The sequence below is a fragment of the Glutamicibacter arilaitensis Re117 genome (genome assembly GCF_000197735.1).
GTDB lineage: Bacteria > Actinomycetota > Actinomycetes > Actinomycetales > Micrococcaceae > Glutamicibacter > Glutamicibacter arilaitensis.
On the sequence record NC_014550.1, the window covers coordinates 390510 to 407180 of the forward strand.

Here is a 16671-nt window from a genome sequence, read left to right on the forward strand (position 1 = left end):
TGCAGATGGGTCAACGCGCTAAAGGGCAATTAGAAGTACACAGCTTGACCATCGGCTATCCCAACCGCGTGATTTGCAGGCCGATAAACCTGCAACTGGCTCGGGGCACCGGTTTGGGAATTATTGGTGCAAACGGCAGCGGCAAGTCGACTTTGGTGCGCACGATCCTGGGACACCTTCCCCCGATTGAAGGCACCGTCGAATTCCAAGGGCTTCCGGTGGATGACAGCTCGGCACATTTTCGACGTACAGTCGCAGTACAAGTCACCGACGGCGCGTTCTTTGAAGAACTCACAGTGCGCGAACACCTCGAAATGGTGGCCCGCGGACATGGTGTTGCCGAATGGGGCCAAGCGGTCCAAAACGAACTCGACTTTTTCGAATTTTCTACCGTATCCGACCACCTGCCCAATGAGTTGTCCTCTGGTCAACGACGCAAGGTATTGCTGGCGGCCTGCCTGATCAGACCAGCAGAACTGGTGATTTTAGACGAACCGGAACAGCGTCTGGACCTGCGTATCAGGAATAAGCTGTATCAGCGGCTCGCTGCCATCCGCGCAAACGGGACAAGCGTTTTTGCAGTCACCCACGATCCGCTGATGCTGCGAAGCTGCATGGAGCAGGTGCTACTTCTGGATGAAGATGAGGGCCAGCTACTTGATCCGGACTCTGGAGCGCAGTGGCTTGAACGCTGAGAAGGACATGCCCCAGCTCATTGAATTCAACCCCAAGGAACTGCTCGCTCGGGCTAGGAGCCGAAGGAATTTCTCCGAACGCTTCGACAGCTTTTCCGACGCCTATATCTGGGTGCTCAGCGCGCTGGTTGCTCTCGCATATCTATTCAGTGCACTCTTTGGTGTCTTGTTCGTGCTTCTGGGCGAAGGGGTGCCGCACCAAGAACTGCCGACGGCTGTTTGGGGCATGCGGGATCTGTCGCTGGTGCTCTTAGTTCTTGCGGCCTTGGCGATATTCAGGGTCATGCTCTTCATCGGGCCATGCGGGCTCAGCGCCGCTAAAGCCCACTGGTGGTTGCCTTTGCCGATTAGGCTGCGAAACATCCGCAGGTCAACATGGCGCAACGCGGTGCTCGCAGGGCTTTTTGCCAGCAGTTTTCTCGGAGCACTGTGGCTGATCATCATGTTGGGTTTGGCCGGTTCTCTTCAATTGCCAGTAGCGGGCTTGGCGCTGGGTAGCTTTGCGGTGATGGGAATTGGCATTGCCAATGTGGCTACCGTGATTCAAAGCCTGAATATGCACGCTACGGCTCGACGAATCAGCGGTTGGGCGATGTCCACTATTGCGCTGGTCTTGGTCGTGTTGTGGCTGCTGATGATGGGAAAGGCTCAATGGGCGCAGGCACTGGTCGAAGAACTATCGTCCGCGACCTTGAATCAGCAAGTTTGGCTCAACGTGCTTCTGGTCCTTGTAGTGCTCTGTGTTGCGAGCAGCTACTGGGCCTATCGCCAATTTGAGCAGATCACAGGCCAAGCGTTGCGCGCTGCCGGCCAGCAGCAGCAATTCGCCATGGGCACCTTGATGCAGTTAGATTCCCGAGGCCTAGCTGCGCCGGCGCAAACTGCGATTCATCGACGACGTGCACACGGAGCAAGGCTCACGGCCAAACTGCCGGTCGCCTGGCGCATCCTTATACTGCGGTTGCTGCGCGGCGGCCGGTGGCAAGCGACGGCGCTTTGCCTGACTCTGATGCTGCTCCTGGCCGCTGCGGTCCAGCAAATCGCCAACCCGCTCAGCGCCGCGGCTTTCTACTTGCTTTTGTGCGTGGTGCTGCCGCTGAGCATTTCCCGGATTGTTGCACCGCTTTTGGGCGAACAGCAGCTAACCCAGATGCTAGGACTCTCTGAATCGCAACTCGCGCGAGCAGCGACCTGTTTTGCGCTCCTCTTCGCAGCAACAGCACTTGTCTTCCTCACCGGCGGACTGGGAATTCTGGACATGATCCAGATAGTCCATCCCTGGCAATGGGGTGCCGCGCTTTCTATTGCATCCTTGGGCTGTGCAGCAGCGAGCAGCGCACATGCCCAGCGTGGAGAACGCGATTGGGGAACATTGCTTGGCTCAGCATCCAACGAGATGACGATTGCCACCGTACTTTTCTTGGAAGCGGTGACCTACATCCGAGTGGCCGCTACGTTCTCGCCGCTCGTCGTTCTGGTTTTGAATCCGGCGGCAACGATCTCATGGGTGTTGTGGGCCTGCGCGCTGCTCTTGGGCGGAAGCGCACTGCTTCAGATATTCCGAAAGAACTGACGAGTCAGACGGTAGGTAGGCTTGGAACATGACCGTCTCGATTTCCATATTCAAACCCGCCGAGCTGCCGCAACAGCTGTTCTATGCCGTGCTGAAATTACGTGCCGATGTCTTCATTGTGGAACAGCAGTCCTGCTATCCGGACATCGACGGGCATGATCTAGATGAGGACACGGTCCACCTGTGCGCGTTGGAAGACGGAAAAGTGCTGTGCACGGTACGGATCATGGAAATCGGCAGCCCGAGTCCGCGGATTGGGCGAGTTGCCACAGCCAGCAGTGCCAGAGGGCGTGGGCTAGCCGGAGAATTGATGAAACAAGCGGTAGGGCTCTGCCAGCCCCACGCTCAAATCCAGCTCAGCGCACAGACCCAGCTCGAAAGCTGGTACGGGAAATTTGGGTTCCAGCGCTCCGGAGCCGACTATGACGATGACGGGATCATGCATCTGCCGATGATTCGCGACGGCGGAAAAGCCGCGCTCTAAGACAAAGCAAGGCCTCGATTCTGCACCTGGCGGTGACGAATCGAGGCCTTGAACGCTTTATGCCCTGAAGCTTATGCGGTTGCCGGCTTGCCCTGTGGATCTGGCGTGCCAGCGTAGTAGCTGGAAAGCACCTTGTCCTTGAGCTCGAAGAACGTACCGTCTTCGATCGCCTGACGTGCCGACTCAACCAGCGAAACAGTGAAATGTTCGTTGTGAATTGAGATCAGGGTGTGGCTGAGCAATTCTTTGGCCTTGTACAAGTGGTGAATGTAGGCACGGCTGAAGTTCTCGCAGGCATAGCACGGGCAACCTTCCACCAGCGGGGTGAAGTCGCGCTTGTAGCGTGCACCAGAAAGGTTGAAACGGCCCCATGGGGTGTAGAACGCCGAATTGCGTGCCACGCGGGTAGGCGAAACGCAGTCAAAGGTATCTGCGCCATTCTCAATTGCGGTGAAGATATCGTCTGGCTCGGAAATGCCTAGCAGGTGACGTGGCTTGTTCTCAGGCAACTCCTCGGAGCACCAGCCGACGATGGTGCCCAGATTTTCCTTTTCCAGTGCACCGCCAATACCGAAACCGTCAAACGCCATGGCACCAAGATCCTGGCAGGCCTTGCGGCGCAGATCTTCATACTGGGCACCCTGGATGACGCCGAACAGTGCCTGGTAGTCCTTGCCTACGCGCGAATCAGTCAGCGAGAAATGCTCGGCAATGCACCGCTCAGCCCAACGGCGAGTACGTTCAAGGGACTCGACCTGGTAGCCGCGCGAGTTCTGCAAGGTGGTCAGCTCGTCAAAGGCGAACATGACGTCCGCGCCAATCTGGTGCTGCACGCCCATGGAGATTTCGGGGGAGAAACGGTGCTTGTTGCCATCGAGATGGGACTTGAACCAAACGCCGTCTTCATCCACGTTAGCCAGACGCTCCTTGCCCGGAGCAACTGCATCATCGGGGCCGGACTGGTCAACCGATTTCATGTCGATGACCTTCTTGAATCCCGAACCCAAGCTCATGACCTGGAATCCGCCGGAATCGGTGAAGGTAGGGCCCCGCCAGCCCATGAACTTGCCCAAGCCACCAGCCTCATCGAGGATATCGGCGCCTGGCTGAAGGTACAGGTGATAAGCATTGGAAAGTACCGCTTGGGCACCGAGCTGCTCTACCTGCACTGGGGTGACAGCCTTCACCGTTGCTTTGGTGCCAACGGCGATGAACGCAGGAGTCTTGATCTCTCCGTGAGGAGTTCGGATAACGCCAGTGCGTCCTAGCATTGGTGAACCGTCGGTAGCGGTGAGGCGGGTTCCTACTTCAAAACCGAATTCATCCTGGCGGGCATGCGGGGCACTGGGGTCAAAGTTCTTTTCAGGCACGTACCAAGTGTGCCGTATTAACAGCTCGGTGAGGAAAACGACAGCCCTAATGTGCGCCGAAACCTAACGCTTCACAAGGCAAAGCGCGAATAATGAACAGTACGTGTTGTGTCCAACGCGACGAAAGGAAAACGTGGGCCTGGAAAAACTGAAGGACTCGGTTGCGGCACTGGTTAAGCTGGGGCCGGCTCGCAAGGACCACTGGATTGGGCTGCGCACCGGTGTTGGTGTCTTCGCACCGCTGATCACGCTATTCGCGGTTGACCGGTTAGACCTTGTTGTCTTCGCGGTTTTCGGCGCTTTTACCGGGGTCTATGGCCGTGTGGATGGCTATTGGAACCGACTGCGCATGCAGGTTCGTTCCGGAGCCCTGTTCTTCGTAGTGATCGCGCTGGCGTTGGCTGCTTCCTACTGGTGGATTGACCATGCAAACCCCGAGGTCAAGCAGTGGCAGATCGTTGGCGCCACCACGCTGGTCGCCGGAGCATGCTCGGTGCTGGTGGGCTTCATGCGGTTGCGTCCTGGCGGCTCGCTGTTCCACATCTTCGCCTTTGCCGCGATCGCTTCGATCCCTGAACCGGCTCCCTTCGGGGAGGCCTTGTTGGTTTCCGCGCTGACAGTCCTGCTTTCCATCGCCATTGGAGCTGCCGGAGCGCTAGGCCAGTGGGCAAACGTTTGGAAACGAACCCCGTTGCCGCCGCTTTCCGATAACGTCCGCAGAGCGATCTGGTGGGAAGGGCTGTTCTACATCCTGTCTGCCGGCGTGGCAGGCGCCTTGGCCAATACCGTGGGCAGCCGCTTGGAAGCAGGGCACAACTACTGGGCCATGGTGGCAGCGGTAGTGCCACTGGTCGGGCACACCACGACCTTGCGCATCCGCCGCGGCATGCATCGAATGCTGGGCACACTGGCAGGCATGATCTTGATGGCGATCTTGATCTTCCTGAACCCGCAGGTGTGGGTCTTGCTCGCCTTCAACGCACTGTGCCAATTCATGGCAGAGATGCTGGTCATGCGCAATTACTTCTTGGCGCAGATATTCATTACCCCGATGGCGTTGGTCGGCGTCTCGCTGGTCACCGGCCTCAGCGGTGCCGTCATGTACGACCGCGTCATCGAGACGTTGATCGGCTGTGCGGTGGGCATGCTCGGCGTGCTGCTCGGAAGCTGGGTCGGAACGATCCTCAAACGTCGGCGGGGGATTGTTCCAAAACGCGAAACTGAAATTTAGATATTCAGTCCGACATGGGCTAATGCCTGTCGGAGAATATTTTCACGTCCGCCAGCGAACTCGCCCTGGATGTCTGAGCTCAAAGCCTCGCTTGGCGAGAGCCAGGTCAGCTCCAAAGCATCCGAACGCGGGCTGGATTCGCCACGCACCGGCACGATGTAGCACATGGAAACGGCGTGCTGGCGGTCATCGGTCAGACCTGTTTCGCTTGGCGCAGGGAAGTATTCAGCCACAGTGAAAGGCACTGGGGACGCGGGCAGCTGCGGGAGCACCATGGTGCCCAGATCCTTTTCGATATGGCGGATCAAGGCAGCTCGAATGGTTTCCCGGTACATGACTCGGCCAGAGACGAAGGTCCGCAGCATCTGCCCGTCATCATCGCCGGTCAGCAGCAGCCCTACTTCATTGACATAGCCCAGCGGGTCCAAGCGCACGGGAATAGCTTCAACGTAAAGGATCGGCAGGCGCTGTCGCGCCTCGTAGAGGTCCTCTTCGGAGAGCCATCCAGGATATGGGTCAGGAGTGCGCACGTTCATGGTTCTATCTTGGTACACAAACCTCCGACATTCCATGAAGCTGAATCTGTGTTGCGGAACTCACCTCGCAGCCTAGCTGCGACTCTAGTGCGCAACAGCCGTAGGAGATAAAATTGGTTGAGCTATTTCAAGTTTTGTCTGGCAAGATCCTGCGGGCATTCGGATAGCATTTCCTTTTCCCAAATCCTCATGGAAGCAGATTCCTGCCGTGACGAACGCTCCAGAACGATTGAGCAAGCAAAACTTCACCACAATTGCGGTGCTGATTGTTTCCAGCTTTGTAGTGATCTTGAATGAAACCATCATGAACGTGGCCTTGCCAGTCTTGATGAACGAATTCAATGTCACCGCTGATGCAATTCAGTGGCTGTCGACTATCTTCATGCTGACCATGGCCGTCGTTATTCCAATGACTGGCTTCCTGCTGCAGCGAATGAGCATCCACAAGGTCTTCATCCTGGCCATGGGACTGTTTACCGTGGGCACCATCCTGGCAGCGGCCGCTCCGGGCTTGACCGTTTTGCTGGTCGCCCGAGTTATCCAGGCCAGCGGCACAGCCATCATGATGCCACTGCTGATGACTACCATCTTGCACCTGGTGCCGCCAGCACGCCGCGGCGTGCTGATGGGCAACGTATCCATCGTGATCTCTGTTGCTCCGGCTATCGGCCCCACCCTGTCTGGCCTGATCCTGCAGTACCTGTCGTGGCGCTTCATGTTCATCGTGATCGTTCCGATCGCTGTCGTGGCGCTGCTGGTTGGTTCACCGCGCCTGCCTAGGGACGTCGAAGGCGTGTCGACCCCGCTGTCCGTTCCTTCCTTGATTCTGGCAATCCCGGGCTTCGGCGGCCTGGTGTACGCACTGAGCGGCCTGTCGGCCGGGGTGACCCCATTGAACTTGGGCATCCTCATTGGCGCGGTGCTCTGCCTGCTGGCATTCGTCTTCCTGCAGCTGAACCTGCAGAAGGAAGACAAGGCTCTGCTGGACCTGCGTCCACTGGGCTACAAGAGCTTCAGCCTGTCGCTGGTGCTGATGATGTTCTCGATGATCGCCTTGTTCGGCGTGATCATCTTGCTGCCAATGTTCTTCACCAACGTGCTGGGTATTGAAACTTTGACCACCGGCCTGATCATGCTTCCTGGCGGACTGCTGATGGGTATCTTGGCCCCAATGGTCGGCAAGCTCTACGACAAGGTCGGTGCCCGCCCGCTGATCGTCCCTGGCGCTTTGGTGCTGCTGGCTTCGTTGCTGGGCTACGCGATGATCCTTGACGCGGACACCCCGATCTGGCTGCTGGTCGTGCTGCATCTGGTGATGAGCTTGGGATTGGCGTTCATCTTCACCCCTGCTTTCACCACCGCGCTGAATCCACTGCCCCACCACCTGCACTCGCACGGTTCGGCGTTGCTGTCCACCTTGCAGCAGTTGGCAGGAGCCATGGGCACCGCGCTGCTCGTTGGCGTCGTTGCTTCTGCTACCGCCGCGAAGATTGCAGCGGGAACCGATGAGCTCACGGCCATGGTTGAAGGCTTCCAGCCAGGCTTCCTGATTGGCGCTGCCTGCAGTGTCGGCATCGTTGTGATCGGTTTCCTGCTCGGAGGCCGGAAGCAAGCTGTGGCCGCAGAAGCTGAACCTTCAAAGGTTCCAAGCCACTAGGCACTAGCCGCTAGGCACTGAAGAACAAAGACGCCGTTGGACGCTCCCCAGAGCATCCAACGGCGTCTTTGCCTCCAGCGGTTACTTCTGCAGAAAGCAACTGGCCAGTAATGTAGGTCACAAGATTGTTTTCTATAAGGGAGTACACATGCAGTTGCAGGATTCAGTCGCCCTGGTTACCGGTGGACTGTCAGGTCTGGGCCGAGCCACCGCACAGAAATTAGCCAGTCAGGCTAAACATGTACTGGTCCTGGACTTGCCACGGGATGACGGCGATGAAATTTCCGCTCAGATCGGGGCGAATGTCCGTTTCGTGCCAGCCGACGTCACCGACGCTCAGCAGGTTGCCACCGCCATTGAACGCGCCAAGGAACTAGGAACCCTGCGGGTGCTGGTCAATTGTGCCGGCGTGGCAACCCCGGGCAAGGTGCTGGGCCGTGAAGGCGTGCTGCCGTTGGAGCGCTTCTCGAAGGTGCTGGAGATCAACGTCAACGGAACGTTCAACGTCATCCGCTTGGCTGCTGAAGCCATGGCGCACAGCGAGGCGGAAGTCGATGAGCACGGAACTTCCGAGCGTGGTGTCATTATCAATACCGCATCCGTGGCTGCCTTTGACGGCCAGATCGGACAGCCTGCCTATGCGGCGTCCAAGGGCGCAGTAGCTGCCATGACCCTGCCGCTGGCACGCGAACTGGCAAGCCACCAGATCCGCGTCATGACCATCGCTCCTGGCATCTTCCACACCCCGATGATGGCTGGCCTGCCGCAGGCTGCCCAGGATTCCCTGGGTGCCCAGGTGCCGCATCCATCGCGTCTGGGACGTCCGGAGGAGTACGCGGCATTGGTAGAGCACATCGTGGCTAACCCGATGCTCAATGGTGAGACCATTCGCCTTGATGGCGCCATTCGCATGGCTCCGCGCTAGACACCAGCTGCCGGTGCGGCGAGCCTAGAATTCGATGGGCTTGCCGCGCTGCGCGCGGTGTTCTGCATGGCTGATCTGGAAGCGGCGATTCTCAGCCAGGAGGAATACCAGCAAGGCCATGAAGATCCAGACCGCCGAAACCCAAAGCGGGGTCGACTCATGGAACCACCCCTGGATGGCGGCGGCAACCATGCTGATGCCGAAGCCGCTTGCCAGGGCATGGCGGCCACGCTCGGTATGGGCGAAGCCGGCAGCAATCAGGGATACTCCCACCGCCACCAACGCAACTTGCATGGCATGTTCACGGCCGGTCCACCCCGCTGTGGCGAACCACAGCTGCAAAGCGTAAACCATGCTGAATCCAGCGAAGAAACCCAAGGGCGCATCGGTAGCCCAACGCTCGAACTTGGTTCGTGCGGTGTGCTGATTCAGCTGAGGCACGGGATGGAAAGTGCACCTCCTTGAACAAGGAGGAAGCACATGAACACATCGCGACACCAGCCAGGCGTCAATGCTCGTCCAGGCCGGACAGGCCGTTCGACGGTTTACCCGGCCTACGCGCAGACCGGTCCTGAGTCCCCGACCCCGGGGACGAAGCCGATTTTTCTGTATCTGCGGTTGTCGAAGTACCACAAGGACAAGGCCGACGCGATCGAGCGGCAGAGGATCGACTTGACGCGCATGCTCACGGCCGAGGGCGGCTGGACGATCATGGGCGAGTACATCGACAACGACTCTGCAAGCTCCGCAGCGATCAAGACTCGAAAAGGGTGGCGTCAGCTCAACGCTGACATCAAGGCAGAAAAAATAGGGGCCGTTGCATTCTGGAAACTTGATCGAACGAACCGGATCGCTTCGCAGTGCATCGAATGGATCGGCGACTGTCAACGGGCAGGTGTTCAGCTGCGATCGCATCAGGACTCCACAGATGAACTGAACACTGCAACTGCCGGTGCCAAACTGGTGACGGGCATCAAGGCATTGCTTGCCGAAGTCGAGACAGACTCGATGAGTGAACGCCAACTGGCATCAAAGCGGCACCTTGCCGAGGCCGGATTCCATCATGGCGGAATGCGCCCATTTGGGTGGATGCAGGGCCCACGAGTGACGGACGCGATGGGGCGCACTGGCATCAGGTTGATACCTCACCCAGTGGAGCATCAGGCGTTGAAGGATGCGGTAGATCTCGTCCTAGCAGGCAAGAGCCTGGCGCAGATTGGCCGGTATTGGAAGGAGCAGTACGGAATCACCACAGCTTCGGGCGCGTACGTGTACGAGGCAACGATTTACCGATCGCTGGTCTCGCCGCGCATGATTGGGTATCGGATGCGTCAGGTTCCAGAACATCAACGCGGTGTGAAGATCGATCTCCTCGATTACATCGCTCGCGACGCCAGCGGAGAACCGGTGATCTCTCAGGAACCAGTCTGTGACCGAGCAACGTGGTTACGTGTACGGAGACTGCTTGAAGAAGCAAAAACTTCCAAGGCTCGTAAGCCTTGGGGTTCGCACGAGTGGTTGCTGACAGGGCTGATCTACTGCCAGTGCGGTGGGCGGCTGTATGGCCACCAGAAAACCCGCCATCGTGCCAGCGGGGAAAAGCAGGTTGAGTATGTGTATCGATGTTTGACGAATCGGCATCGTGGGGCGGGGAATTGTCCGGGCAGCTGCACGATCAATGCCAACAAGGCCGAAGCATATGTGTTGGGATGGTTCTTCTCACAAATCACCGATGAGGCTCTGGCGAAAGCTCGGGCGAGGCGACGAGCCGCCCGATCTGATGCTGCGGTTGATGATCTTCTCGCCCAACTTGATGAAGCCACGGCAGAGAAGAACGCGTTACTTGCAAAACAAGGCACGAGCGCCTATAAGGGTGCGATGGTGACTGTGCTCTTGGGCCTCATCGAGGATGCGCAGAACCGAATCGACGTACTGCAACGACGCGTCGATGCGGTCGAACTCGATCATCTGGTGATAACGGACGGTCCAGAGGTGATCCGTTCATGGGAGAGCAAGGGAATCAAAGAGAAGCGCAACTTCCTGCGACGCATGATCCAGCAGATCGATGCCCTCCCCGGTCGAGGCACGATTGACCAGCGCATCCAGATCACTCCGGTGGCGTGATCCGCTCAACCAAGGTCGAAGAGTCTAACAACAGAGCGAGATCCTCGATGACCTCGCTCGCTATCGGGTCGGTGGCGCGATGCACCTCACCATCGCGCCACCCAACCCGAAACGCTTCATAGTCGCTTGGTCGGATCATCCCGCGCACCGTGTCAATCGACGGGTAGTCGCTCGATTCAGTCATGATCGTCACCTGCAACATGTCGATAGAACGCTTCTTCTTCGGCTCGTCGCTGCGCGACCTCTGCCAGTACGAAATCCGTGAACTCGTCATCGCGGTCCTCGATGACGATGTCTTCGATTTGCGGTGCCGGTTCTTCGCCAGGCCAGGTGGTCTGCCGTGTCGGGCGATCTCGGTCGAGTCGGGTGCCGGAGGCTGCGACCCAGTCGCGAAGGCGTTGGCGGGCGTCCACGAAATCACGGTGCCATCCCAACGGCGCTGACCCGTTTTGTTCCGGATCGTAGGCACAGAGCCAGTGTAAGTGCAGTGCGGACAGTTCCCACACAAGTTCAGGGTGGTGGTGCCAGAACGGTGGAATCACGCTTGCCGGGAGGCCATAAGTTTTGCGGAGCCAGTCAACCCACCGGTTGAGTTCGAGCCATTCGGCTTCCAAGTCATCGGCACTAAGAAGGTTCCAGTTCACTGGATGCGGCGGACCCGCGGCCTCCAAGTCAGTAGCGGTCAGTTCGAAGTCCTCAATGGTGCTCTCATCCGGATCAATTTCAGGCAAAGGGTGATCGTTCATGGCTGTCTCTCACATCCCCATCGCCGGAGCACCCTGTGACCGGTCCGTTTGTTGCGGAGACTTGAACCCAGGCGTCTCACGGCTTGAACCTTCACGATCGACTGCTTGCGCTCGTGGAGAACGATCGACGTCGTAGCGTGTGCGGGCGGTGTCGTGACCGATCTTTTTGACGACAAATTCGGTGCCTGTGATTTGTTGCCCGTCGCGCTCGTACTCGTAGTCGTGGGTGTAGCCCTCAGCTACGAACTGATCGCCCTTGCTGAAGCGCTCGTAGGCGCGTTCGGCAGTGGCGCGGTACATGACGAGGTTGCCGAAATCCGGCTCCAGCTTGGTGAACGTGCCGTCCTGTTCCCGGCGGTAGTTCTCCTGCCCGAACCGAGCATAGAAACGTGCTTCGCCACGCTCGGTATAGGTGAGTTGCGGGTCTGTCGCAATAAACCCAGAAAGTGATTCTTGGGTACGAATAGCCATGAGAATGCTCCTGTCAGCTCCGGTGACTGCCTGGTGCAGTCGGCCTCAACAGACAGGTGCACGCCTGCTCCCGGTAATTTGCGGGTTATGGGCGTTGTTGGAGGAGGGTTTCGATCTCGGTGCGGTCGGCGCGTAGTGTTTTCGCGTCGTCACGTGTGACCCATGATCGGAGGTTGGTGACGATGGGTGGGGCGCTTCGGAGCATGGTGATTCCGGTACCAAACGGCAGGGTGCGGAGCCGGTCGGGTGGCAGGATCGGGACGCGGCGGATGGAGCGCTGGTTCGAGCGGGTGCCGTGATCTCCGATGGTGATGGAGTCAGTGTATTCGTCGCGCTCACCGATCAGCGTGGAGAGGTCTTGAAGATCACGGGAGTTGGAAGCACCGCCGAGGATGATTTTCACGATCGCGGCATCCCAGATCGCGTTCGCCGCGTTCTCACCCCACTTATCACGTGCCTGCGCCAACGACTGGAGCACCGGCATCGTGGTGATGCCCGTGCCGCCACCTTCGGCCATGAGTGTCGGCAGCGACGGGAGGGGTGCGAGGTTCCCGATCTCATCCAATGCGAGCAGCACGGGCGGGTCGAGACGCGCACCCGCGGAGCGCGCAGCCATGCGCCGTGCGGTCTCGATGAGGTCTTCCACGAGCGCTGCCACCAGCGCCGAGGACGCGCCTGCTCCTGCACCGGTTGCCAGCAAATACAGGGTGCCGGATTCAGTGAGAAACGCCTCGGGATCGAAGTGTTCACCCGCTCGTGGTGTGACGGCGTCGAGCACGCGTGGGTCAGCAAGCGCGGCAAGTGCGAGGGAGACGCCTTGCCAGATGGAGTCGCGGGTGCGCGGGTCGGCGTCGATCATCGCTTCCAGCGATTCGGCCCACCCGGCGGCAGCTTGGCTGCTGTTGGTGAGGATTGCGACGGCTTCGGCCGCAGCGGTGGGGTCGAGCGTCCAGCGGAACAATTCGGCCGGTGGCCGGTTGTCGAGGGCTGCGGCATGGAGGAGGGCTTGGAGGGCGGTGCGGGTTTTCCCTTCCCAGAACCCGCCCCCTTCAACTCCACCTGCCGACAGTCCAGTGCCGGATGCAAGGCCGGTGGCGCGGATCATCGCCGTTAGTGGGTCCTCGCACCCGCGTACCGGTGACCAGCGCAGCCCTGCTGGGAGGCCTTCGGCGAGATGTTGCGGATCGAACACCGCCACAGGGCCGATGCGTTGACGTGCCCTGAGTGTCGCGGTGAGGTTATCTGGACGGGTCGAGGTGGTCACGACCGCGCCGGGAGCATCCAAGATCGCGTTGATCACCACATGCAGGCCTTTGCCGGAGCGGGGTGGGCCGACGAGCAGGATCGAGTCTTCCACGCTCGCCCACACCCGTTTCCCGCGTGAGCGGCCGAGCAAGTATCCGACATCGGAGGGCTTCGGGGCACCTAGGGAGGGGCGCAGGGTACCTGCCCGCTTGATCAGTGCCGTGTCGGAGGCAACGCGAGAGACTTCGCCACTGGTGGCGATGCCTTGCAGTCGTCTCGGGTCAGTCTGCACACTCTGCGAGTGGTGACGCACCTTCGTCCACCCCCACCACACCCCAGCACCGAGAACGACGATCAGGAGTGTGGTGGTGATCCAGTACGCGATGGAGTTGAGCCCGTCAGCCTCTAGCGCAGGTGCTGGGTCGGCTGGATTCAGGAGCACCATGAGGCCTGCGGTGATGCCTGCTTGTGGTTGCGGGGTGCCGGTGAGGAACGCGGCGATCGTGCCCGCGACACGGAGGATCGCGGCGAGGCCTGCCGCCGCGATGAGCAGTCCGATGCCGAGGTTCGCGAGCCCGTCACTCATCGACGCTGCTTGCCGGTTCATGGGTGTCTCACGATCTCGTAGTTCCCGGAGACGCGACCGATCAGTACGACCTCTCCAGTGGGTGACGCATCGAATTGGGCTGTCTCAAGGAGCGCACGAGCATGCCCAGTGTGGGAGGCATCGGTGTGGGTGACGATGATCGCGACGCCGATGTCTTCACCCGGGATGAACCCTTCCGCGGCGACTTCCACAAGCTGTGGGGCGGCCGGAGTCTCAAGCGCTGTTTCTGTGTTCGCAGTTTCGGGTTCGGGGCGGGTGCGGCGGCTTGGGCTGGGGGTGATGATGTCGGTGAATGAGGTCCCGTCAGATTCGTGCACCTCCACTCGCACCGGGGTGCGGCGTTGATCGGTGATGCGGTCCATGATGCGTCCGAAGTCGCTGCGCCGCCACGCAGGCGCAAACGCCTCAGGTGCGAAAAGGGAACCGTCAACCGTGACGATTAACGTGCCTCCTTTTTCCACGGTCACGACCACGAGCGGAAGCGTCACCGGCGGCTGGCCCTGTTGCTGTTGGGCACGAATTTCTCGACGGCTCATACTCCCTCACCACCCCTGTTCAGGCTCAGCGAGGGCGAGGTTTCGTCAGCGTCGATGGACTTCTCACTTTTGGTGATCATGCGGGTGGTGGTGTCGAAGGCGTCGAGTTCTGCCGGGTGGAGCTGATGCTGGATCACGAACGAGCGGTCCTTGATCCGCCACAACCCCTGCCCAGTGCCAAGCCCGGGAAGTAGTTTCTGTTCAGTACCCGTTAAACCCAACGTGCGCGCGGTGATGCCGAGTTGGTCGGATTCTTGCCGGTAGATGATCCGCGTCTCCGCGTTCGCAAGCAGGCTGCTGGCGAGGGCGCGCATGGCGGAGCCGTGGTCGCCGACGTTGTCGAGGTCGGTGAGTTTGTGAAAGATCAGCATGTTCGCGATCCCGTAATGACGGGCGAGCCGCCACTGGGCATCCATGCGTTTCAGCAGTGCTGGGTGGGACATGAGTCGCCAGGCTTCGTCGTAGATCACCCACCGCTGCCCACCATTGGGGTCCATGAGCGCAGATTCCATCCACGCACTGGAGCAGGTCATCAGCACCGAGATCAGCGTGCTGTTTTCTGCGACCCGTGAGAGGTCCAGGCTGATCATCGGTAGCGACGGGTCAAAGGCCACCGTCGATGGCCCATCGAAGAGGCCCTGGAGGTCGCCTGCAACGAGGCGGCGCAGGGCGTGACCGACCATGCGGCCATCTTCAGCGAGCCGCCCATCTTCGTTATCTGCCGGGTCGGGCGTGAGAATCAGGTCAACCACCATGGGCAGGATTGGCACATCGTTACCTGCGACGACGGCGGTCAAGGCAACATCGATCGCGGTGTGCTCCAACGGGGTCAGCGAGCGTTCCAGCACGGTGGCGGCGAGAGCACCGATGAGATCACGACGACGAGAAGCAACCTGGGTGGCCCATTCATGATCCGACAATCCTGAGGGGCGATGGCCTTCATCAAGCGGGTTCAACCGATTCCGCAGCCCGTGGCCCAGAACGATGGCTTGCCCGCCGACCATTTCCGCAACCGGCGTATGCTCACCCTTCGGGTCCCCAGGGACGTAAACGCGGCGACCAAACGGGATCGACCGGGTGTAGAGGCTTTTCGCGAGGGAGGATTTACCGGAGCCGACAATGCCTGCGAGCACCACATTCGGTGCGGTGATCAGGCCGCGCTGGTACAGCACCCACGGGTCATACACGAAGCTGCCGCCCGAGTAGAGATCCTGACCCACAAACACGCCGTCAGAGCCGAGCCCACCTTCGGCAAGGAACGGATACGCACCCGCCAACGCAGCGGAGGTGTCTTGGTGGCGTGGAAGGCGGAACCTGCCCGGCGTGGCCAGCGCCGCGCGGCCAGGTTCACCCGCGGCCGGGAGGTAGCGGGTGCCACGACGTTCAGCACGTTCAACATCTGCGCGCGCTTTGGCTTCGGCAGCCCGTGCCCGGCGTTCTTCGGCGTGGAGAGCCGCGGCGGCATTCCGGCGGGCTTTGCGGTGCTTACGGCGTTCCCCGTCGGGGCCGACGAGCACGGACGTGTGCAGGCGTTCATCAGCGTGACGGTTCACAGCCCCAGCCCCCGACCCTGAATCACAGCACTGATATGCGCGGGGCGGAAGGGGTGGCCGAACGCATCCTCCCGCGCAGACGGCGCACCCGGAGCGTGACGGGCTGGAGGATCGTCAGGCCGTGCCGGTGCAATGTCGGTGGACACACCATCGGGTGTGGCCAGGACGTTGGTGTCGAACGCGGTTTTGCGGAGCAGGCTGACGTGGCCGAGGTGACGGTTTGCGACGAGCACATAGTCGCCGTGTTCAGCAGTCCAATCCAGTGCACCGGTCGGCACGGCGTCGTAGACGTGCCCGTGTGCGAGCGCCGTGTCGGTGGTTTCGTTCCCGTAGTCCCACCCCTGGAGGTGTTGAATGCCTGCGGTGATCCCGTCCGTCTCGATCTGGTCGAGCACCCGGTCGGCGTCCTCGCCTTGGAGGAACACCACACTCACATACCGCTGCACCGTTTCGGCCACCGAAGTAGCGGGGTGCCAGGCGATCCGCCCGGAGGCTTGCGACGCGGCATCGAGTCGGTCATTCGCCGCATCCAGTAGTGACCCGGCGTGATGGAGTTCATCGGAGGCCGCCAACGCGTCCCCGGCACCGATCTTGTGGTCGCCCGCGTCGTTGAAGGCACGGTTTCGGTGCGTGAGGTGGGTGGTGGCGAGCTGGTCGAACACTTGCCGGAGGGAGCGGAGCCCGGAGAGGAGGTCACCGATCACCGCATACGTGTCGGCCGGGTTGTCAAATGTGCGGGTCGCGTGGGCGAGGCCGCGCAACGCTTCGGATGCTTCGGCAGCATCACTGAGGGGGTTATCAAAAGTGGGCATGAGTCTGAACGCCTTTCACAGAACAGTGTCGGAGGGGCGTCAAACAGGTGCGCCAGCTCGCCCCGATCGTCAGTAGACGGCGGGTGTGACGAAGGTGATAGCGGCC

The 16671-nt window shown here is 60.2% G+C and carries 17 protein-coding genes; 7 read left to right on the forward strand and 10 right to left on the reverse strand.

From position 1 onward, the window contains the following. The first annotated feature begins 44 nt into the window (after positions 1 to 44). From AARI_RS02205 to AARI_RS02215, 3 genes are read left to right on the forward strand one after another with little or no spacing between them, the layout of a single operon-like run. The gene (locus AARI_RS02205) at positions 45 to 695 is read left to right on the forward strand and encodes an ABC transporter ATP-binding protein (protein ID WP_049862540.1); all 651 of its coding nucleotides are present in this window, start codon (positions 45 to 47) and stop codon (positions 693 to 695) included. Continuing rightward, the gene (locus AARI_RS02210) at positions 685 to 2268 is read left to right on the forward strand and encodes a DUF6297 family protein (protein WP_049862541.1); all 1584 of its coding nucleotides are present in this window, start codon (positions 685 to 687) and stop codon (positions 2266 to 2268) included. The genes AARI_RS02205 and AARI_RS02210 overlap by 11 nt, the downstream gene beginning before the upstream one ends. A gap of 28 nt (positions 2269 to 2296) precedes the next feature. Then, complete coding sequence (locus tag AARI_RS02215) at positions 2297 to 2752, forward strand: GNAT family N-acetyltransferase (RefSeq protein WP_013347750.1); 456 nt, start codon at positions 2297 to 2299, stop codon at positions 2750 to 2752. A gap of 71 nt (positions 2753 to 2823) precedes the next feature. Here AARI_RS02215 and tgt read toward each other — a convergent pair whose 3' ends face one another. Then, positions 2824 to 4122 (reverse strand): tRNA guanosine(34) transglycosylase Tgt, encoded by a 1299-nt coding sequence (gene tgt, locus AARI_RS02220; protein WP_013347751.1) that lies wholly within the window; start codon positions 4120 to 4122, stop codon positions 2824 to 2826. A 133-nt stretch (positions 4123 to 4255) separates the two neighbouring features. On the opposite strand from tgt, the gene AARI_RS02225 reads away from it, so the two are divergent. Continuing rightward, complete coding sequence (locus tag AARI_RS02225; RefSeq protein WP_013347752.1) at positions 4256 to 5353, forward strand: FUSC family protein; 1098 nt, start codon at positions 4256 to 4258, stop codon at positions 5351 to 5353. On the opposite strand, the gene AARI_RS02230 is transcribed toward AARI_RS02225, so the two are convergent. Beyond that, positions 5350 to 5889 carry an NUDIX hydrolase family protein gene (locus tag AARI_RS02230; protein WP_013347753.1) on the reverse strand — a complete coding sequence of 180 codons (540 nt, stop codon included), beginning with the start codon at positions 5887 to 5889 and terminating at the stop codon, positions 5350 to 5352. The two genes, AARI_RS02225 and AARI_RS02230, sit on opposite strands and share 4 nt — an antisense overlap. 208 nt (positions 5890 to 6097) lie before the next feature. Here AARI_RS02230 and AARI_RS02235 point away from each other — a divergent pair, with 208 nt between their 5' ends. Further along, complete coding sequence (locus tag AARI_RS02235) at positions 6098 to 7546, forward strand: MDR family MFS transporter (RefSeq protein ID WP_013347754.1); 1449 nt, start codon at positions 6098 to 6100, stop codon at positions 7544 to 7546. A gap of 148 nt (positions 7547 to 7694) precedes the next feature. After that, positions 7695 to 8471 carry a 3-hydroxyacyl-CoA dehydrogenase gene (locus tag AARI_RS02240; protein ID WP_013347755.1) on the forward strand — a complete coding sequence of 259 codons (777 nt, stop codon included), beginning with the start codon at positions 7695 to 7697 and terminating at the stop codon, positions 8469 to 8471. Between the two features lie 24 nt (positions 8472 to 8495). On the opposite strand, the gene AARI_RS02245 is transcribed toward AARI_RS02240, so the two are convergent. After that, a complete protein-coding gene (locus AARI_RS02245) occupies positions 8496 to 8912 on the reverse strand; it encodes a hypothetical protein (protein ID WP_013347756.1) in 417 nt (138 codons plus the stop codon). Between the two features lie 39 nt (positions 8913 to 8951). Here AARI_RS02245 and AARI_RS02250 point away from each other — a divergent pair, with 39 nt between their 5' ends. Further along, the gene (locus AARI_RS02250) at positions 8952 to 10595 is read left to right on the forward strand and encodes a recombinase family protein (RefSeq protein WP_013347757.1); all 1644 of its coding nucleotides are present in this window, start codon (positions 8952 to 8954) and stop codon (positions 10593 to 10595) included. On the opposite strand, the gene AARI_RS02255 is transcribed toward AARI_RS02250, so the two are convergent. From AARI_RS02255 to AARI_RS02285, 7 genes are all read right to left on the reverse strand, one after another. Beyond that, on the reverse strand, positions 10579 to 10779 hold the full coding sequence (locus AARI_RS02255; RefSeq protein WP_041648345.1) for a hypothetical protein: 201 nt from the start codon (positions 10777 to 10779) through the stop codon (positions 10579 to 10581). The genes AARI_RS02250 and AARI_RS02255 overlap by 17 nt on opposite strands. Continuing rightward, positions 10772 to 11341, reverse strand: coding sequence for a hypothetical protein (locus tag AARI_RS02260; protein ID WP_013347758.1), 570 nt, complete (start codon positions 11339 to 11341; stop codon positions 10772 to 10774). Before AARI_RS02260 ends, AARI_RS02255 begins: the two co-directional genes overlap by 8 nt. Before the next feature lie 9 nt (positions 11342 to 11350). Beyond that, positions 11351 to 11812 (reverse strand): single-stranded DNA-binding protein, encoded by a 462-nt coding sequence (locus AARI_RS02265; RefSeq protein ID WP_013347759.1) that lies wholly within the window; start codon positions 11810 to 11812, stop codon positions 11351 to 11353. Between the two features lie 85 nt (positions 11813 to 11897). Beyond that, on the reverse strand, positions 11898 to 13643 hold the full coding sequence (locus AARI_RS02270) for a type IV secretory system conjugative DNA transfer family protein (RefSeq protein WP_231849425.1): 1746 nt from the start codon (positions 13641 to 13643) through the stop codon (positions 11898 to 11900). 17 nt (positions 13644 to 13660) lie between these two features. After that, a complete protein-coding gene (locus tag AARI_RS02275; RefSeq protein WP_013347761.1) occupies positions 13661 to 14200 on the reverse strand; it encodes a hypothetical protein in 540 nt (179 codons plus the stop codon). Beyond that, positions 14197 to 15753 carry an ATP-binding protein gene (locus AARI_RS02280; protein WP_013347762.1) on the reverse strand — a complete coding sequence of 519 codons (1557 nt, stop codon included), beginning with the start codon at positions 15751 to 15753 and terminating at the stop codon, positions 14197 to 14199. The genes AARI_RS02275 and AARI_RS02280 overlap by 4 nt, the downstream gene beginning before the upstream one ends. Further along, entirely contained in the window at positions 15750 to 16565 is an 816-nt protein-coding gene (locus AARI_RS02285; RefSeq protein ID WP_013347763.1) for a hypothetical protein, read from the reverse strand. The genes AARI_RS02280 and AARI_RS02285 overlap by 4 nt, the downstream gene beginning before the upstream one ends. Positions 16566 to 16671: the final 106 nt, after the last annotated feature.